The 19,309-nt window shown below is 40.1% G+C and carries 18 protein-coding genes; 15 read left to right on the top strand and 3 right to left on the bottom strand.

Features of this window, described 5'->3' with window-relative positions; all coding sequences use genetic code 11:
* Positions 1 to 79 precede the first annotated feature (79 nt).
* Complete coding sequence (locus E8M05_RS11005) at positions 80 to 433, top strand: DUF1304 domain-containing protein (protein ID WP_003066957.1); 354 nt, start codon at positions 80 to 82, stop codon at positions 431 to 433.
* Positions 434 to 471: 38 nt separating this feature from the next.
* Here E8M05_RS11005 and E8M05_RS11000 read toward each other — a convergent pair whose 3' ends face one another.
* From E8M05_RS11000 to E8M05_RS10990, 3 genes are read right to left on the bottom strand one after another with little or no spacing between them, the layout of a single operon-like run.
* Complete coding sequence (locus E8M05_RS11000; RefSeq protein WP_048791422.1) at positions 472 to 1,377, bottom strand: DUF4097 family beta strand repeat-containing protein; 906 nt, start codon at positions 1,375 to 1,377, stop codon at positions 472 to 474.
* Positions 1,374 to 1,958, bottom strand: coding sequence for a DUF1700 domain-containing protein (locus E8M05_RS10995; protein ID WP_003066952.1), 585 nt, complete (start codon positions 1,956 to 1,958; stop codon positions 1,374 to 1,376). The genes E8M05_RS11000 and E8M05_RS10995 overlap by 4 nt, the downstream gene beginning before the upstream one ends.
* Positions 1,945 to 2,271: a PadR family transcriptional regulator gene (locus tag E8M05_RS10990; protein WP_003066950.1), complete on the bottom strand. Its 327-nt coding sequence runs from the start codon at positions 2,269 to 2,271 to the stop codon at positions 1,945 to 1,947. Before E8M05_RS10990 ends, E8M05_RS10995 begins: the two co-directional genes overlap by 14 nt.
* Positions 2,272 to 3,092: 821 nt before the next feature.
* Here E8M05_RS10990 and E8M05_RS10980 point away from each other — a divergent pair.
* The 14 genes from E8M05_RS10980 to E8M05_RS10905 all read left to right on the top strand — a co-directional run bounded on the left by E8M05_RS10980 (position 3,093) and on the right by E8M05_RS10905 (position 19,070).
* On the top strand, positions 3,093 to 6,137 hold the full coding sequence (locus E8M05_RS10980; RefSeq protein WP_010723737.1) for an SrtB-anchored collagen-binding adhesin: 3,045 nt from the start codon (positions 3,093 to 3,095) through the stop codon (positions 6,135 to 6,137).
* A 238-nt stretch (positions 6,138 to 6,375) separates the two neighbouring features.
* On the top strand, positions 6,376 to 6,702 hold the full coding sequence (locus tag E8M05_RS10970; protein ID WP_005339720.1) for a YdcP family protein: 327 nt from the start codon (positions 6,376 to 6,378) through the stop codon (positions 6,700 to 6,702).
* A 15-nt stretch (positions 6,703 to 6,717) separates the two neighbouring features.
* Positions 6,718 to 7,101 carry a YdcP family protein gene (locus tag E8M05_RS10965; protein ID WP_010723736.1) on the top strand — a complete coding sequence of 128 codons (384 nt, stop codon included), beginning with the start codon at positions 6,718 to 6,720 and terminating at the stop codon, positions 7,099 to 7,101.
* A 101-nt stretch (positions 7,102 to 7,202) separates the two neighbouring features.
* The gene (locus tag E8M05_RS10960; RefSeq protein WP_010723735.1) at positions 7,203 to 7,967 is read left to right on the top strand and encodes an MBL fold metallo-hydrolase; all 765 of its coding nucleotides are present in this window, start codon (positions 7,203 to 7,205) and stop codon (positions 7,965 to 7,967) included.
* Between the two features lie 107 nt (positions 7,968 to 8,074).
* Positions 8,075 to 9,457, top strand: coding sequence for an FtsK/SpoIIIE domain-containing protein (locus tag E8M05_RS10955; protein WP_425319285.1), 1,383 nt, complete (start codon positions 8,075 to 8,077; stop codon positions 9,455 to 9,457).
* Entirely contained in the window at positions 9,450 to 9,941 is a 492-nt protein-coding gene (locus E8M05_RS10950; protein WP_025481229.1) for a hypothetical protein, read from the top strand. Before E8M05_RS10955 ends, E8M05_RS10950 begins: the two co-directional genes overlap by 8 nt.
* 143 nt (positions 9,942 to 10,084) lie before the next feature.
* The gene (gene mobT / locus E8M05_RS10940; protein WP_000398284.1) at positions 10,085 to 11,290 is read left to right on the top strand and encodes a MobT family relaxase; all 1,206 of its coding nucleotides are present in this window, start codon (positions 10,085 to 10,087) and stop codon (positions 11,288 to 11,290) included.
* 42 nt (positions 11,291 to 11,332) lie between these two features.
* Positions 11,333 to 11,554: a hypothetical protein gene (locus E8M05_RS10935; protein ID WP_001009056.1), complete on the top strand. Its 222-nt coding sequence runs from the start codon at positions 11,333 to 11,335 to the stop codon at positions 11,552 to 11,554.
* A 116-nt stretch (positions 11,555 to 11,670) separates the two neighbouring features.
* Positions 11,671 to 12,168, top strand: a complete 498-nt coding sequence (locus tag E8M05_RS10930; protein WP_000342539.1) for an antirestriction protein ArdA — start codon at positions 11,671 to 11,673, stop codon at positions 12,166 to 12,168.
* Between the two features lie 88 nt (positions 12,169 to 12,256).
* Positions 12,257 to 12,649 carry a conjugal transfer protein gene (locus E8M05_RS10925; protein ID WP_000723888.1) on the top strand — a complete coding sequence of 131 codons (393 nt, stop codon included), beginning with the start codon at positions 12,257 to 12,259 and terminating at the stop codon, positions 12,647 to 12,649.
* Entirely contained in the window at positions 12,633 to 15,080 is a 2,448-nt protein-coding gene (tcpF, locus tag E8M05_RS10920) for a conjugal transfer ATPase TcpF (RefSeq protein ID WP_000331160.1), read from the top strand. Before E8M05_RS10925 ends, tcpF begins: the two co-directional genes overlap by 17 nt.
* A gap of 2 nt (positions 15,081 to 15,082) precedes the next feature.
* Positions 15,083 to 17,260: a CD3337/EF1877 family mobilome membrane protein gene (locus E8M05_RS10915; RefSeq protein WP_000804748.1), complete on the top strand. Its 2,178-nt coding sequence runs from the start codon at positions 15,083 to 15,085 to the stop codon at positions 17,258 to 17,260.
* Positions 17,257 to 18,138 (top strand): bifunctional lytic transglycosylase/C40 family peptidase, encoded by an 882-nt coding sequence (locus E8M05_RS10910; protein WP_006150747.1) that lies wholly within the window; start codon positions 17,257 to 17,259, stop codon positions 18,136 to 18,138. The genes E8M05_RS10915 and E8M05_RS10910 overlap by 4 nt, the downstream gene beginning before the upstream one ends.
* Positions 18,135 to 19,070, top strand: a complete 936-nt coding sequence (locus tag E8M05_RS10905; RefSeq protein ID WP_001224320.1) for a conjugal transfer protein — start codon at positions 18,135 to 18,137, stop codon at positions 19,068 to 19,070. The genes E8M05_RS10910 and E8M05_RS10905 overlap by 4 nt, the downstream gene beginning before the upstream one ends.
* Positions 19,071 to 19,309 lie beyond the last annotated feature (239 nt).

Below are 19,309 nucleotides of genomic sequence, written 5' to 3'. Positions count from 1 at the left end.
TACTGATTACAGCAGTCTTTCTTTACAGTATATTTACAGCGATGTAAATGATTAATTTGCTATTTAGATTGAGGAAACGATGTCACTTATTACTATTATTTTGTCGTTATTGGTAGCTCTGGAACATTTTTACATTATGTATTTAGAAACAGTTGTAACACAATCACCTGCGACAACGCGTGTTTTTGGACTATCGCAAGAAGAGTTAGAACGTGAGTCTGTAAGTAATTTATTTAAAAATCAGGGTGTTTACAATGGCTTGATTGCTGTTTTTCTGATTTACGGTATCTTTACAGCCAATGCTACTTTGGTAACTGTTTTTCTAATAAATGTCGTTCTTGTTGCTCTTTATGGTAGCTTGACAGCAGACCGTAAAATTATTTTAAAGCAAGGCGGTTTAGCCATTTTAGCTTTACTGACGTTGTTATTTTAAAATGATAAAGGCATCGCATTTGCGATGCCTTTTAAGTTTTATTGAACTGTAATGTCACCAACGTTTCCGTTGATTGTCAATGTGTTTTTACTTGATTGATTTAAGTTTGAAGTGATATCAGCATCGCCTAGAAGATTTGTCATTGCTACTTTCAAATCTTTGCTGGCAAGAGTAATGTCAACCTCACCAGTAGTCATTGTTATGATGTTATCATTTTTGAAGGTGGCGGCATTGGCTGAAAAATCTCCCATGCTTAACTCAAAGGTTGTGTCAGAAGCTTGGCTATTTTCTAAATCAATATCACCTGTTGTAATAGAAAAGGCGACGTTTGTTAAGTTGCTGTTCTCAATTTCAGCATCCCCAGAGGTGATGGTTACTGTCCCTGAGCTGAGGGTTGTGTTGGTCATTGTTAGTTCCCCGGCCAGAAGTTCGAGCGTTGTGGTATCAAGTGAAAGCTGACTGACATCCAAATCTCCTGAGCTAAGATTTGCTTTGACTGAAGTGAGTTCTGTATCTTGAGGAACAGATATAACGATTGTATGTGAATTTTCGATAATACCAGTTTTAGCAATGTTAATAATATCTCTTAAACTTAAAAAATGAATGTTTGCATTCCCTAACTGGGTACGAGTTCCTGTTTGCTTTACAGTAAGGGTGTCATCCTTGACTTCGTAGCTGACAGGTGTTTTTTTATTGGCTGAGTAAGAAATAAAGGGCTTGTCAATATTAGCCTTTGAAATGATGACATCAGATGTTGTGCTGTCAATATCAATTTTACTGAAACTGTTAAGGGTAGCTTTTTGATAATCTACATTCCTTACAATATCAGTACTATTTTCTAAATCAGAAAGTCCACCAGTGGCGAAACCATAACCTGCAAGGGCTGCCCCCAATAAGCTACAACTAACGCCAATTCCTAAAATAGTCTTTGTCCACGATTTCATAATTTTCTCCTTTTGTTTTCTGTCTTTCGTGCTAAATTGACAATGCTACGTCCAACTACTTTACAAACAGCCCCTGCAGCAAGGAGAGCCAGTAATGATAAACCGAGAGCTAAAAGTCCTAGGCCAAAACTAAGAGCAGTAGCAGAAAATGAAATGTTAAGGTAAGACCAGCTATCAAATAGCATGTAAATTCCAGAGGTTAGGAAGGCAACCCCAAGGGAAAGAACAACAGCGATAGCCGCCACTCCAAGAGCTAGGATAGTGATGACGGCTAAGAAAAGGAAGAGAGCTAGTGGGAGAGTAACGGGTGCTGATAGAATGGCTAAAATAGCAAGCCAAACCATAGATACTCTGCTTTTAGGTGTCTTTTCTTGATCAATGATTTTTTCGTCAAGTAAACGGCTAATGATGTCTCGCGCCGCTTCTTTTGGTGTTCCAAGTTCGGCGATAACTTGTGCTTCATTTTCTGGACCAGCTTCTTCAAAGTATTCACTAAAGTAGTCCATAGCCTCTTGATAATCCTCTTTGGGTAACTTACGTAGGTATTTATCTAACTTAGCTAAATATTCAACTTTTGTCATCCTCTAATCTCCCTTCAATAATCTCATCGACTTTTTCTTTGTACTGTTGCCATTCTTTTTTGAGAAAGGTCAACTGTTCTTTGCCAGCTGCTGTGATAGCATAATATTTTCGTTTACGTCCTTGGTAGGCTTGTTGATAAGTGGTTAAATAGCCAGCTTTTTCCAGTTTTTTTAAAATTGGATATAAGGTGGATTCTTTGATGTTAGCAATTTGCTTAATGGTTTGGCTGATGGCATAACCATAAGAGTCATCTTTGTCAACAATGGCTAAAATGAGGAATTCGATGACAGTGGCCGAAGTTGGAAAATACATGAAGCTCCTTTCTCTGAATACATATAATTTTAATATATAATTATTTTACATATAGAATATAGAAAAATAAGTAGCAAGTCAAGCATAATGTATCAGAAATACAAGAAAAGGTTAGCGTGATAGCAGCATCTTTACAACAACTTTTCGGTAGCTGAAATTAGATTATCAAGAATGATAAATTCTTGAACACTTTTCTTAAAAATAAGTGAATTTTCCTTTTTGAAGTGCTGCTCTTTGTGATGTTGGATATGTTCAGGATGTTTCAACTAAGCATTGAAATCATCTTGGTTCTTCCAACGTGAAACAGCAGTAAAGGAAACACTATTTGCATCAGAATTATCTTGAATCCAGACTTCATTTCCTAAATATGTTTCCTAATTTTTGAGTGAGATAGTGTCGTTGTGGAATTTTTGTTCAAATTTATCTTTAACAGTAGCTTTGATTTCAAAAGTAACTGTTTTAATAATCATATGTTATTCCTCCTTTGGGTGACTTTCATTATATAAGGAGGAACTAAACTTTCAAAATTTTTGAGATAAAAACACAATAAAAATCTGATTATCCGCTAAAACACAGTATCTATCAGCATTTTCAAGGAAACAAACACATCAATTTACTACTTATTTACTACTAACGAATGAGCCTTGATACGCTAGTTTTCTTAGATATGCAAAGATATGGTACAGCACATCAGTATTGAAACAAGAAAAATTTAATATTTCATAGACTATGGAACGCCTAACATGACGTTCCTTTTCTATTTCCAGCCGTTCTTATTGGACGGCTATTTTATTACTCAAAACGAAAGGAGCATTAGACTTATGAAAAAGATATTAAAGCGATTGTGTACGGGCTTCTTAGCTCTTGCAACTGTCGTTACTGCTTTACCGAGTACACCCGTTCATGCAGAAAGCAAGCAATACTGGACGGAAAGTGCGGAGCGTGTCGGTATCATTGAAAAAGTAATGAATGACGGTTCTATCGGTTCGACATTCAATGAGGGCTATATGAAAGTCGAGGGCGAAACTGCCTATTGTATTGACATCAATACAGATTTTAAGAACGGTTACAAGACCAGAACTGACGCAAGCACCCGTATGAGTGCCGACCAGATTTCAGATGTGGCGTTATCCTTAGAATATGTCAAACAGTATGGCGAAGCTCACAAGGAATTGAATTATAAACAAGTTTATCTGTTGGAACAATGTGTCGTCTGGCAGAGATTGAGCGTACATCTTGGCTGGCAATGTGATAACGTGCGAGCTTCTTATGATGAAATTCCAAAGGCTACGCAGGACGAGGTTTTCGCTGGGGCAAAAGCCTTTGTCAAAGAGAATAAAGGACGCTATAAATGTGGCGGTTATATCTACTCTGGCGAGGGGCAGGAATTGGGGCAATTCTGGGCGAAATTAAATGTCGGAAATGCAAAACTGCAAAAGGTTTCCAGTAATACCAGCATTACAGACGGTAACGGGAATTACTCAATCGCTGGTGCAACATACGGTGTCTTTTCTGATAAGGACTGCACAAAACAGCTTGCCACCCTTACGACTGATGAAAATGGAAATACAGATGTTATAGAGGTAACGGCTGGCACAGTCTATATCAAGGAATTATCCGCACCAGCAGGATATAATGTGGATAAAACTGTCTATCCATTGACAATCAAAGCTGGCGAAACAGCAACCTTAAAAGTATCAGATACGCCAAAAGTAACGGACACTTTGATTGAGCTTTTCAAGATTGACATGGAAACACAGAAAGACAATCCGCAGGGGAACGCTTCTCTAGCAGGTGCGGAATTTACATGGAAGTATTATGCTGGCTTCTATAACAAAGACAATCTCCCTGCCGAAGCTACTCGTACATGGGTTACAAAGACAATCGCTGAAACTGACAGCGACGGGATAACCCACTACATCACAAAATTAGCGGACGCATACAAGGTATCTGGCGACAGTTTCTATATGCAGGATGGTAAAGCCGTTCTTCCTTTAGGAACACTAACCGTAGAGGAAACGAAAGCTCCAAACGGCTACTTGTTAGACGGTGCATATATGCAGACTGGCGATAAGTCCGAACAGATTAAGGGCTTATATGTAACACAGATTACCGGGGACGGCGACCTTGCCGTACTATCTGGAAGTAACCAGTTTTCTGTATCAGACAAGGTTATCCGTGGCGGTGTGAAAATTCAGAAACGAGATTTAGAAACGGGCGATACGAAGCCACAAGGAAGTGCCACTTTGAAAGATACTGCTTTTGACATCATTTCCTTAAATGATAATTCTGTCTTGGTTGAGGGCAAGCTATACAAGAAAAATGAAGTGGTAAAGACAATTCGTACAGATATTGAGGGTATCGCTTCTACTTCTGCTGACCTCTTGCCTTATGGAAAATTCCGTATCGTTGAAAGTGAAGCTCCCAACGGTTACTTAACTGACGGTGCAAAACCGATTGATTTTGTAATCACAGAAAATGGAAAAATCGTGGACTTAACCGACGAAGCCCATTCTATCTACAATCAGATTAAGCGTGGAGATATTGAGGGCGTGAAAATCGGTGCAGGCACACATAAGCGTCTTGCTGATGTTCCCTTTAGGATCACAAGCAAGACGACGGGCGAAAGTCATGTTGTGGTAACTGATGATAACGGGCAATTCTCCACTTCTGCTGACTGGGCTTCCCATAAGCATAATACCAACGCAGGCAAGACCAGCGAGGACGGTGTGTGGTTTGGAACTTCTGAACCAGACGACAGCAAAGGGGCGTTGCCTTATGATACTTACATCATTGAAGAATTACGCTCTGACAGCAACAAAGGTTTTGAACTTATCCCACCTTTTGAAATCGTGGTATCAAGAAATAACCTTGTGATTGACTTAGGGACTTTGACTGATGAATACGAAAAAGAAATCTCTATCCATACCACAGCGACCAGCAAAGACGGCGAAAAGACTATCCTTGCAGGAAAAGAGGTAACAATCGTTGATACAGTCAAATTAGACGGGCTTAAAAAAGGTACAAAGTATCAGCTCAAAGGCTGGCAGATGTTAAAAGAAGAAAATGCCGAGCTTATCATTGACGGGAAACGTGTAGAAAATGATTATACCTTTGTCGCTGACGAGGAAGAAATGAAAGTGGAAATTTCCTATACATTCAATGCGTCTGCTTTAGGTGGCAAGAACCTTGTTACCTTTGAAGAATTGTATGATTTAAGCAATCCAGACGAACCCGTAAAAGTTGCGGAGCATAAAGACATTGAGGACGACGGGCAGACGGTACTTATCACAGAGCGTATTATCAAGATACATACGACTGCTACCGACAAAGACGGTAACAAAGAGCTTGAAGCTGGAAAAGAGGTAACAATCATTGATACCGTAACTTTAGAGGGCTTAGAAGTCGGTACACAATACAAACTTGTGGGCTGGCAGATGTTGAAAGAAGAAAATGCAGAGCTTCTTATCAATGGAAAGCGTGTGGAAAGTGATTACACTTTTACTGCTGACAGCGAAACTATGAAAGTCGAAGTTGCTTTTACGTTTGACGCTACTTCTCTTGACGGCAAACAGCTTGTAACTTTTGAAGAATTGTACGATTTAAGCAATCCAGACGAACCAAAGAAAGTTACCGAGCATAAGGATATTGAGGATAAGGGACAGACGATTACCTTTAAGGAAAAGCCAGAAGAACCAGAGAAACCCGAAACTCCACCGACACCAGAAAAGCCTAACAGACCTAGCGACAGTCCCAAAACGGGCGACAGTACAAATGTAATGGCATTTATCGTGATGTTGCTTGCGTCTGTTGGTGGACTGGCTGGAACATATCTTTACAAACGCCGTAAAATGAAAAAATCATAAGGCAGTAACGGTATGAGAAAAGGAAAATCACGCTCTCCGCCGAAGCTGTCAAACGGCAGACTTTTGCTTATTCTGGCTTGTCTGCTACTTACCTGCAAGAACACGGATAGTCAAGGGTGCGTAAGCATTGATTTTCCCCTTTACTATCGGTGGGATTGCTGATACTTCCCGAACCGCCAGAATAAGAAATCACAATCAAAAAACTTATTAAAAATAGAAAGAAACGAGGTAAAACAATATGGAAATGAAATATGTTGTGCCAGATATGGCACAGTCTTTTGGAACTCTTGAATTTGCAGGCGAAAGCGAGCCAGTCTTTGAAAGAGATAAAAATAATCGCAGGGTCTTAGCCAGACGAAGCTATAACCTTTATTCCGACGTACAGAAAGGCGAAAATGTTGTGGTAGAAATTCCCGTGCAGGCTGGCGAAAAGAAGTTCAAGTATGAGCAGAAAGTAAAACTTGTCAATCCGAAGTTATACGGCAGAGGTTACGCAATCGGGGATATGGGACATACCGATTATGTATTAGTTGCTGATGATATTGTAGCAGTTGAAGAAAAGTAAAGGAGTGAAGAATTTATGAGATTATCAAACGGGTTTGTTATTGACAAAGAGAAAACATTTGGAGAATTAAAGTTTACAGCGGTGCGTGATGTGTTCTTACAGAATGAGGACGGGACACCGAGTACCCAGCTTAAAAAGCGTATCTATGATTTGAAGTGCAGTCTGCATGGTGGAATTATCCCCGTGTCTGTACCGCCAGAAGTACCGCTAAGGGAATTTCCGTACAATGCAGTTGTGGAGCTTGTCAATCCCGTAGCCGATACGGTATCAAGAAAGACGTTTGGTGGTGCAGATGTGGACTGGTATGTAAAGGCAGAGGATATTGTGTTGAAGAATAAAGGCAACCAGAACGCAGGCAATCCACAAAACCATGCACCGCAGGGACAACCGAAAAAATAGACTTGCTGAATAGATTTTCGTTGTAGAGGATATACGGAACTGTTATAATATGGGTATGAAGAAAGCGACAAATTAAAATTTTTAGGGAGTGAGAATAGTATATGGACAGTTGGTTTACCGTCGAACAAATAGACCAAGATACATTCGTCATCAGCGAATACAGACACTGGGAAGAAACACATTGTTATCTATTGTGTGGGACAAAAAGAGCCATTCTGATTGATACAGGTTTAGGTGTTTCCAACATCAGAGAGGTTATTGATGGATTGACGAAACTGCCCGTTACAGTAATCACTACTCATGTTCATTGGGATCATATCGGTGGACATAAATATTTTCGGTCTATTGCAGTTCATGAAGCAGAAAAAGAATGGCTATCGGTCAAATTCCCTATACCTTTGCAAGTGGTAAAAAACAATATTATGTGCAATCCATGTGATTTCCCCTCGGATTTTAATGTAGAGAAATATCAGATTTTTCAAGGGGTTCCGCAAATGATTTTACATGATGAAGATTGTATTGACTTAGGAAACAGAAAGTTGGTAGTTATTCACACGCCCGGTCATTCTCCCGGACATTGTTGTTTCTATGAAGCGGATAGAAAATATCTGTATTCCGGCGATTTGATATATAGCGGTTGCCTTGATGCTTTTTATCCATCAACAAACCCACAAGAATTTTGGAAGTCTGTTAGAAAAATTCAATCTTTAAAGATAAGTCGAATTTTGCCAGGACATCATCATTTATCTATTCCAGTTACTATAATTGACAAGATAGAGACAGCTTTTCACAACTTGTCAAATGAAGGGAAATTAAAACAAGGGAATGGTATTTTCAGCTATGAGGGGTTTCAAATCCATATCTGAAATGCAATCTTAGTTTTACAATTTTATATCCCTACACACAAAGCAGTTAGTCTTAGGATTGACTGCTTTTTTCATCCCCAGAAAGGAGTGATTGATTTATGCGTATGATTTGGAACAAAGGACACCGTATCAGAGCCAGCGACAAGCACCTTGTCTACCACTTTTCCATAGGAATGCTTCTGTTTATATTCGTGACGGTTCTCCTGTTACTGAATATGAAACAGCTCATGTGTACCGATTGGGAGCATTTCAGCTTGTTAGAGAACGGCTTGACGCTTTCCCCTTACAACTTCATAACCATAGGGATAGCGACTGGTGTTTGTGCATTGGTCGCTTTTGGGTATTACCGCTTCTGTTACGACGGTTTCAAGAAGCTCCTGCACCGTCAAAAGCTGGCAAGAATGATACTGGAAAATAAGTGGTATGAAGCCGATACCGTACAAGACAGCGGTTTTTTTACTGACCTGCAAAGCAGATCAAGGGAAAAAATCGTCTGGTTTCCGAAGATTTATTATCAAATGGAAAAGGGACTGCTTCATATCCGCTGTGAAATCACGCTGGGAAAATATCAAGACCAGCTTTTACGGTTAGAGGATAAGTTGGAAAGTGGTTTATATTGTGAGCTGACCGACAAGACTTTGCATGACGGCTATATCGAATATACCCTGCTTTATGATATGATAGCAAACCGCATTACCATTGATGAAGTACGGGCAGAAAACGGCTGTTTAAAGCTGATGAAAAATCTTGTCTGGGAATATGACGCACTCCCTCACGCTCTGATTGCTGGTGGAACTGGTGGCGGTAAAACCTATTTTCTGCTGACGCTCATTGAAGCCTTACTGCATACCAACGCTGTCCTTTACATCTTAGACCCGAAGAATAGCGACCTTGCGGACTTAGGAACGGTCATGCCAAACGTCTACCATACCAAAGAAGAAATGATAGATTGCGTCAATGCCTTTTATGAGGGCATGGTACAGCGAAGCGAGGAAATGAAACGACACCCGAACTATAAGACGGGTGAAAACTACGCCTATCTGGGACTGCCACCCTGCTTTCTTATCTTTGATGAATATGTGGCGTTTTTTGAAATGCTGGGGACGAAAGAAAGCGTGAGTTTACTTAGCCAGTTAAAGAAAATCGTTATGTTAGGGCGACAAGCAGGTTATTTCCTTATTGTTGCCTGCCAGCGTCCAGACGCAAAGTATTTCTCGGACGGTATCAGAGATAACTTCAATTTCCGTGTGGGGCTTGGTCGTATCAGCGAATTAGGCTACGGTATGCTGTTCGGTTCAGATGTGAAAAAGCAGTTTTTTCAGAAGCGTATCAAGGGGCGTGGCTATTGTGATGTGGGAACAAGTGTTATCAGCGAATTTTACACGCCTTTAGTCCCGAAAGGACATGATTTTTTACAAACTATCGGCAGGCTTGCACAAGAAAGACAAGCTATGCCAGAACAACAAGGAAAGGAAGATGTGATTGAATAAGGACACATTAAATATTTATCACGCACCCACAGAGAAAAATTACCTCTGTTTGTGCTTGAATACAGATATTTTTACAGCGGATTGCAGGAAATATATGTTAGATTGTTTCTTAAATTATTCTGTCAATCCAAATTTACGATTTCATTCAAGGATAGATAAAATCATTGATGATGTTATTCGTGAAAAAATCAATATTCCTCATAAGTTTAGAATGAGGTTGGAAAGCAGACATTGCATTGAAAGCAGGATAATTTATTTTCGATTTCGAGTTTTAGATAAGTCTTGTCTGCAATGTAATGTATTTCTTAAAGGATTGTCTGATGAAATGAAAGAAGCACTTTCAGATGAAAGAATAGATTTTGCGGTTCTCTATGAGGGCATACAAGGTTCACAGCAGGACACAGACACGGACGACAAGGACGGGTTTTGCGGTTCTCAACCGCAAGTTCCGTTCTTGGCGGACGGGGCTTGTCCCGTCCGCTGATTAAACCCCTCGGTATCTAACAGGGGGGTACAAATCGACAGGAAACAGTCAAAAAAACATTAGAAAATCCTTTGGTTACAAGGGATTTACAAAATTTCAGCGTATGTCAAATGGGCTTTAAAAGTTGACATACGCCTTTTTGATTGGAGGGATTTTTACTGAATGAACAAACTTGGTTACAGCATTTAAAAGAAAAACGCTTGGCTTATGGACTATCTCAAAACCGTTTAGCTGTTGCGACTGGTATTACAAGGCAGTATCTAAGCGATATTGAAACAGGAAAAGTCAAGCCATCAGAGGATTTACAGCAGTCCCTTTGGGAAGCTCTGGAACGCTTCAATCCCGACGCTCCCCTTGAAATGCTGTTTGATTATGTAAGAATTCGCTTTCCGACAACAGACGTACAGCAGGTGGTCGAAAACATCTTACAACTGAAACTGTCCTATTTTCTTCATGAGGACTATGGTTTCTATTCTTATTCAGAGCATTATGCTTTAGGCGACATATTCGTCCTTTGCTCCCATGAACTGGACAAAGGAGTTCTGGTGGAATTGAAAGGTCGTGGGTGCAGACAATTTGAAAGCTATCTTCTGGCACAACAAAGAAGCTGGTATGAGTTCTTTATGGACGTTTTGGTGGCTGGCGGTGTGATGAAACGCCTTGACCTTGCCATTAACGATAAGACAGGGATTTTAAATATCCCTGTACTCACTGAAAAGTGCCAACAGGAAGAATGTATCTCCGTCTTCCGCAGTTTTAAAAGCTATCGCAGTGGCGAACTGGTACGCAAAGAGGAAAAGGAATGTATGGGAAACACCCTCTATATCGGTTCATTACAAAGTGAAGTTTATTTCTGTATCTATGAAAAGGACTACGAGCAGTACAAGAAAAATGATATTCCCATTGAAGACGCAGAAGTAAAAAACCGTTTTGAGATTCGATTGAAAAATGAGCGTGCCTATTATGCAGTCCGTGATTTACTCGTCTATGACAATCCAGAGCATACCGCCTTTAAAATTATCAATCGGTATATCCGTTTTGTAGATAAAGACGATTCCAAACCTCGTTCTGATTGGAAACTGAATGAAGAATGGGCTTGGTTTATTGGGAACAATCGTGAACGATTAAAACTAACCACAAAACCAGAGCCTTACTCCTTCCAAAGGACGCTGAACTGGCTATCTCATCAAGTTGCCCCGACCTTAAAGGTTGCGATTAAACTTGATGAAATCAACCAGACGCAGGTTGTAAAAGACATTCTCGACCATGCGAAACTGACAGACCGACACAAGCAGATTTTGAAGCAACAGTCAGTAAAAGAACAGGACGTGATAACAACAAAAAAATAACTCAAATACAAATTCATTGAATATAGAGAGGAGAACATTTTTATGAATTTTGGACAAAACCTTTATAACTGGTTTCTATCAAACGCTCAATCACTGGTGCTTTTAGCAATCGTTGTGATTGGCTTGTATCTTGGCTTCAAGCGTGAGTTTAGCAAACTGATTGGCTTTTTAATTATTGCGATTATTGCGGTTGGCTTAGTCTTCAACGCTGCTGGAGTAAAAGACATTTTACTAGAGCTATTCAATCGCATTATTGGTGCTTAAATAAAACCGTTCTTTTGTGGAATATAAGTGGTTTTCTTATGTTCCGCAAAGGAATGGTACACCAAACGAAGTGCGGTAGGGATTTTTGAATCTCTACAAAGAAAGGACGTGAATATATGGACGATATGCAAGTCTATATTGCGAATTTAGGCAAATACAATGAGGGCGAATTGGTCGGTGCGTGGTTTACCTTTCCCATTGACTTTGAGGAAGTCAAAGAGAAAATCGGCTTGAATGATGAATATGAGGAATACGCCATTCATGACTACGAGTTACCCTTTACGGTTGACGAATACACTTCCATTGGCGAACTCAATCGACTATGGGAAATGGTATCGGAATTACCCGAAGAATTACAATCGGAGCTATCTGCTCTGCTCACTCATTTTTCAAGCATTGAAGAACTAAGCGAACATCAAGAGGATATTATCATTCATTCCGATTGTGATGATATGTATGACGTGGCACGCTACTACATTGAAGAAACGGGTGCTTTAGGCGAAGTACCAGCTAGTCTTCAAAACTATATTGATTATCAAGCCTATGGTCGGGATTTAGACCTTTCAGGAACGTTTATCTCAACCAATCATGGGATTTTTGAAATCGTCTATTAAATCTGTCGGTACATTACTACTGGCAGATTTTCTATTTTACGGGGTGGCTCAATCAGCTACCCCTATTTTTTATGAAAGGATTGATTACATGAAGAAAATACGAAGCTATACCAGTATCTGGTCTGTGGAAAAGGTACTGTATTCTATCAATGATTTTAGACTTCCGTTTCCCATAACCTTTACGCAAATGACATGGTTTGTCGTGTCACTCTTTGCAGTGATGATACTTGGCAACTTGCCCCCTCTTTCCATGATAGAGGGAGCATTTCTCAAATACTTTGGGATTCCTGTGGCTTTCACATGGTTTATGTCTACAAAAACTTTTGATGGTAAAAAGCCTTATGGATTTTTGAAGTCTGTCATTGCTTATGCACTGCGACCAAAGCTGACCTATGCAGGAAAAAAAGTAACGCTTGGCAGAAACCAGCCACAAGAAGCCATTACAGCAGTTAGGAGTGAATTTTATGGCATATCCAATTAAATACATTGAAAACAATCTCGTCTGGAATAAAGACGGGGAATGTTATGCTTACTATGAGCTTGTTCCTTACAATTACTCATTTCTAAGTCCAGAACAGAAAATACAAGTGCATGATTCTTTCAGACAGCTTATCGCACAAAATCGTGATGGCAAAATTCATGCTTTACAAATCAGTACAGAATCCAGCATACGTTCTGCACAAGAGCGTTCCAAAAATGAAGTCACTGGCAAGCTCAAAGCGGTTGCCTATGACAAAATCGACCAACAGACAGACGCTTTAATATCCATGATTGGCGAAAATCAAGTGAACTACCGTTTCTTTATCGGCTTTAAGTTGCTTCTCAACGATCAGGAGTTTTCTATGAAAAGTCTTACCGTTGAAGCAAAAAATGCTTTGTCTGATTTTGTCTATGATGTGAACCATAAGCTGATGGGCGATTTTGTTAGTATGAGTAATGATGAAATCCTGCGTTTTCAGAAGATGGAAAAGCTCTTAGAAAATAAAATCTCTCGTCGTTTCAAAATCCGCAGGTTAGATAAGGACGACTTCGGCTATCTGATTGAACACCTTTACGGACAGACAGGCACTGCCTATGAAGAGTATGAGTACCATCTATCAAAGAAAAAGCTGGATAATGAAACGCTGATTAAATACTATGACTTGATTAAGCCTACTCGCTGTTTGGTGGAAGAAAAACAGCGATATTTGAAAATCCAGCAGGAAGATGAAACCGTCTATGTAGCTTACTTTACCATTAACAGCATTGTCGGAGAACTGGACTTCCCGTCCTCTGAAATCTTCTACTACCAGCAACAGCAATTTACATTCCCGATTGATACGTCAATGAATGTGGAAATTGTAGCGAATCGTAAAGCCCTATCTACTGTCCGCAATAAAAAGAAAGAACTGAAAGACTTGGATAACCACGCTTGGCAAAGTGATAATGAAACCAGCTCCAATGTGGCGGAAGCTCTGGAAAGTGTGAATGAGCTGGAAACCAATTTAGACCAAAGCAAGGAATCTATGTACAAGCTGTCTTATGTGGTAAGGGTATCAGCAAATGATCTTGACGAACTCAAACGTCGTTGTAATGAAGTGAAAGATTTTTATGACGATTTAAGCGTAAAACTGGTACGACCATTTGGGGATATGCTCGGCTTACATGAAGAATTTTTACCTGCCAGCAAGCGTTATATGAATGATTATATTCAATACGTGACCTCTGATTTCCTCGCTGGTTTAGGTTTTGGTGCTACTCAAATGCTGGGGGAAAATGAGGGGATTTATGTTGGCTACAGCTTAGATACTGGACGCAATGTCTATCTGAAACCTGCTCTTGCCAGTCAAGGGGTTAAGGGTTCAGTAACCAATGCGTTAGCGTCGGCTTTTGTTGGTTCGCTGGGTGGTGGTAAATCCTTTGCGAATAACCTTATCGTCTATTATGCGGTGCTTTATGGGGCACAAGCAGTGATTGTAGACCCAAAAGCAGAACGTGGCAGATGGAAAGAAACCTTGCCAGAGATTTCCCATGAAATCAATATCGTCACTCTGACTTCTGATGAGAAAAACAAAGGCTTACTTGACCCTTATGTGATTATGAAAAATCCCAAAGATTCTGAATCACTGGCTATTGATATTCTGACATTCCTTACGGGGATTTCCTCTCGTGATGGGGAACGCTTCCCAATCCTTAGAAAAGCCATTCGTGCAGTAACCAATAGTGAAGTACGAGGGTTGATGAAAGTGATTGAGGAATTACGGGTTGAGAATACGCCACTAAGTACCAGTATAGCCGACCATATCGAAAGTTTTACAGACTATGACTTTGCACATTTATTATTCAGTAATGGTTATGTGGAGCAGTCTATCAGCTTAGAAAAACAACTGAACATTATACAGGTTGCGGACTTGGTACTTCCCGACAAGGAAACTTCCTTTGAGGAATATACCACTATGGAGCTTTTATCCGTTGCTATGCTGATTGTCATTAGTACCTTTGCTTTAGACTTTATCCATACAGACCGAAGCATTTTCAAGATTGTAGATTTAGACGAAGCATGGAGCTTTTTACAGGTAGCACAAGGAAAAACACTATCTATGAAGCTGGTTCGGGCTGGTCGTGCTATGAACGCTGGGGTATATTTCGTGACCCAAAATACAGACGACCTCTTAGATGAAAAACTGAAAAATAACCTCGGCTTAAAATTTGCATTTCGTTCCACTGACCTTAACGAGATTAAAAAGACCTTAGCCTTTTTTGGTGTAGACCCAGAGGACGAAAACAATCAGAAGCGATTGCGTGATTTGGAAAACGGGCAATGCCTTATCAGTGATTTATATGGTCGTGTCGGTGTGATACAGTTCCACCCTGTATTTGAAGAACTGCTCCATGCCTTTGATACCAGACCACCTGTGCGAAAAGAGGTGTAAATGTGAAACCATCAATAGTAAACAGAATAAAATCAAACTGGACGCTGAAACGTCTAGGTAAAGTGGCAATGACAGTGGCTTTCACACTTGTGATTGCCATTTTTCTTTTAGCCATGCTGGGAACGGTGGTTCAAGCTGCGGGCTTGGTAGATGATACGGTCAATGTGGCAAATGAATACAGCCGATACCCACTTGAAAACTATCAACTGGATTTTTATGTGGATAATAGCTGGGGCTGGCTTCCGTGGAACTGGTCGGACGGGATTGGAAAACAGGTCATGTATGGACTATATGCCATTACCAATTTTATTTGGACAATCAGTTTGTATGTTTCCAATGCGACAGGTTACTTAGTACAGGAAGCCTATTCCTTAGACTTCATTTCCGCTACAGCAGATTCCATTGGTAAGAATATGCAGACCTTAGCTGGTGTGAGTGCAAACGGATTTTCAACAGAGGGTTTCTATGTTGGATTCCTCTTACTCTTGATTTTGGTTCTTGGGGTTTATGTTGCCTATACGGGACTGATAAAGAGAGAAACCACAAAGGCAATTCATGCCATTATGAATTTTGTGCTGGTGTTTATCCTATCGGCTTCCTTTATTGCCTACGCTCCCGACTACATTAAAAAAATCAATGACTTTTCATCAGACATCAGTAATGCCAGTTTATCACTTGGCACGAAGATTGTCATGCCCCATTCCGATAGTCAAGGCAAGGACAGCGTGGACTTAATCAGAGATAGCCTGTTTTCCATACAGGTTCAGCAACCGTGGCTACTGCTTCAATACAACAGTTCAGACATTGAAAGTATCGGTATTGACCGTGTGGAAAGCCTGCTCTCCACCAGCCCAGATTCCAACAATGGCGAAGACAGAGAAAAAATTGTTGCGGAAGAAATTGAAGACAGAAGCAATACCAATCTAACCATTACAAAGACCATTAACCGTTTAGGTACAGTCTTCTTCCTATTTGTCTTCAATATTGGGATTTCCATATTTGTATTCCTATTAACAGGAATCATGATTTTCTCGCAGGTACTTTTTATCATCTATGCTATGTTTCTGCCTGTGAGCTTTATTTTAAGCATGATTCCATCATTTGATGGTATGTCAAAACGAGCCATAACAAAGCTCTTTAATACCATTTTGACACGAGCTGGAATCACATTGATTATTACGACAGCATTTAGTATTTCAACCATGCTCTATACCTTATCGGCTGGTTATCCGTTCTTTTTGATTGCTTTTCTACAGATTGTGACCTTTGCAGGAATCTACTTCAAGCTGGGCGATTTAATGAGTATGTTTTCTCTACAGAGTAACGATTCTCAAAGTGTGGGAAGTCGTGTGATGAGAAAACCTCGTATGCTTATGCACGCTCACATGCACCGTCTACAGCGGAAACTTGGACGTTCCATGACTACTCTAGGGGCTGGGTCTGCCATTGTTACAGGTAAAAAAGGACAGTCGGGTTCGGGGAGTTCTGCAAGGACACAAGCAGATCACTCCCGACCAGACGGAAAGGAAAAATCAACACTTGGAAAACGTATCGGTCAAACCATCGGTACAGTAGCTGATACCAAAGACAGAATGGTAGACACTGCTAGTGGTTTGAAAGAACAGGTTAAAGATTTGCCGACCAATGCAAGATATGCAGTATATCAAGGAAAATCCAAAGTAAAAGAGAATGTCCGTGATTTAACCAGTAGTATTTCTCAAACCAAAGCGGACAGAGCCAGTGGACGCAAGGAACAGCAGGAACAAAGGCGAAAAACCATTGCGAAGCGTCGCTCTGAAATGGAACAGGTCAAACAGAAAAAACAGCCTGCTTCTTCTGTTCATGAAAGACCGACTACAAGACAAGAACAATATCATGATGAACAGACCTCAAAACAGTCTAATATTCAGACTTCATATAAGGAATCTCAACAAGCCAAACAAGAGCGTCCAGCAGTTAAGTCCGATTTTTCAAGTCCAAAAGTGGAACGCCAAGGCAATACCGTTCAAGAAAAAACCGTTCAAAAGCCAGCAACTTCAACCACTACAGCAGATAGAACTTCACAACGTCCAATCACAAAAGAACGTCCGTCTACTGTTCAAAGAGTACCACTACAAAATACAAGAAGTAGACCACCAATCAAAACCGCCACCATTAAGAAAGTCGGTAAGAAACCATGAAGTTGAAAACTTTAGTGATTGGTGGTTCTGGATTATTCTTGATGGTCTTCTCACTGCTTCTGTTTGTTGCCATTTTATTTTCAGATGAACAGGACAGCGGAATTTCCAATATTCATTATGGAGGTGTGAATGTTTCCGCAGAAGTGCTGGCTCATAAGCCTATGGTAGAAAAATATGCCAAAGAATATGGCGTTGAAGAATATGTCAACATACTTCTTGCGATTATACAGGTGGAATCGGGCGGTACTGCGGAAGATGTTATGCAGTCCTCGGAATCCCTCGGTCTTCCACCTAATTCATTGAGTACAGAAGAATCCATTAAGCAAGGTGTGAAGTATTTCAGTGAATTATTAGCCAGTAGCGAAAGGCTCAGTGTAGATTTAGAATCGGTTATCCAGTCCTACAATTATGGTGGTGGTTTCTTAGGGTATGTGGCTAATCGTGGAAATAAATATACCTTTGAACTGGCTCAAAGTTTCTCAAAAGAGTATTCAGGTGGCGAAAAAGTGTCTTACCCCAATCCCATAGCCATACCTATCAATGGGGGCTGGCGATACGTTTACGGTGGAGCTTCCCCGACTACTTCTTTTGATTGTAGCGGACTGACACAATGGACGTATGGAAAAGCTGGAATTAACTTACCACGAACCGCACAACAGCAATATGATGTGACCCAGCATATCCCACTATCGGAAGCACAAGCTGGCGATTTGGTTTTCTTTCATTCTACCTATAACGCTGGCTCTTATATTACTCATGTTGGGATATACCTTGGCAATAACCGTATGTTTCATGCAGGCGACCCAATCGGTTATGCCGACTTAACAAGCCCCTACTGGCAACAGCATTTAGTGGGAGCAGGACGAATCAAACAATGAGAAAGGAAGATTTAATGATGAAATTTAGAAAAAATCAGAATAAAGAAAAACAGATACCAAAGGAAAAGAAACCTCGTGTCTACTATAAGGTCAATCCTCATAAAAAGGTTGTGATTGCCTTGTGGGTACTTTTAGGGCTTAGTTTCAGCTTTGCGATATTCAAGCACTTTACAGCTATAGATACTCATACTATTCACGAAACAACTATCATAGAAAAGGAATACGTTGATACTCATCATGTAGAAAATTTTGTAGAGAACTTTGCGAAAGTCTACTATTCATGGGAGCAATCCGATAAGTCCATTGATAATCGAATGGAAAGTCTAAAAGGCTATCTGACAGATGAACTTCAAGCTCTCAATGTTGATACAGTACGCAAAGATATTCCTGTATCGTCTTCTGTAAGAGGATTTCAGATATGGACGGTAGAGCCAACTGGCGACAATGAGTTTAATGTAACCTACAGTGTAGACCAGCTCATTACAGAGGGAGAAAATACAAAGACCGTCCACTCTGCTTATATAGTGAGTGTCTATGTAGATGGTTCTGGAAATATGGTACTGGTTAAGAATCCGACCATTACCAACATACCTAAGAAATCAAGTTATAAACCAAAAGCCATTGAAAGTGAGGGGACGGTTGATTCCATTACAACCAATGAAATCAATGAGTTTTTAACGACGTTCTTCAAGCTCTATCCTACAGCGACAGCCAGTGAACTTTCCTACTATGTGAATGACGGGATATTAAAACCAATCGGAAAAGAGTACATCTTTCAAGAACTGGTAAATCCTATTCACAATCGTAAGGATAATCAAGTCACGGTATCGCTGACAGTGGAGTATATCGACCAGCAGACCAAAGCAACGCAGGTATCTCAATTTGATTTGGTACTTGAAAAGAACGGGAGTAATTGGAAGATTATAGAATAACAAATATTGGTACATTATTACAGCTATTTTGTAATCACGTACTCTCTTTGATAAAAAATTGGAGATTCCTTTACAAATATGCTCTTACGTGCTATTATTTAAGTATCTATTTAAAAGGAGTTAATAAATATGCGGCAAGGTATTCTTAAATAAACTGTCAATTTGATAGTGGGAACAAATAATTGGATGTCCTTTTTTAGGAGGGCTTAGTTTTTTGTACCCAGTTTAAGAATACCTTT

Source organism: Streptococcus pasteurianus, assembly GCF_004843545.1.
GTDB classification, from domain to species: domain Bacteria; phylum Bacillota; class Bacilli; order Lactobacillales; family Streptococcaceae; genus Streptococcus; species Streptococcus pasteurianus.
Note: the sequence above shows the minus strand (reverse complement) of the source record. Positions and strands in the feature narration are given on the sequence as shown.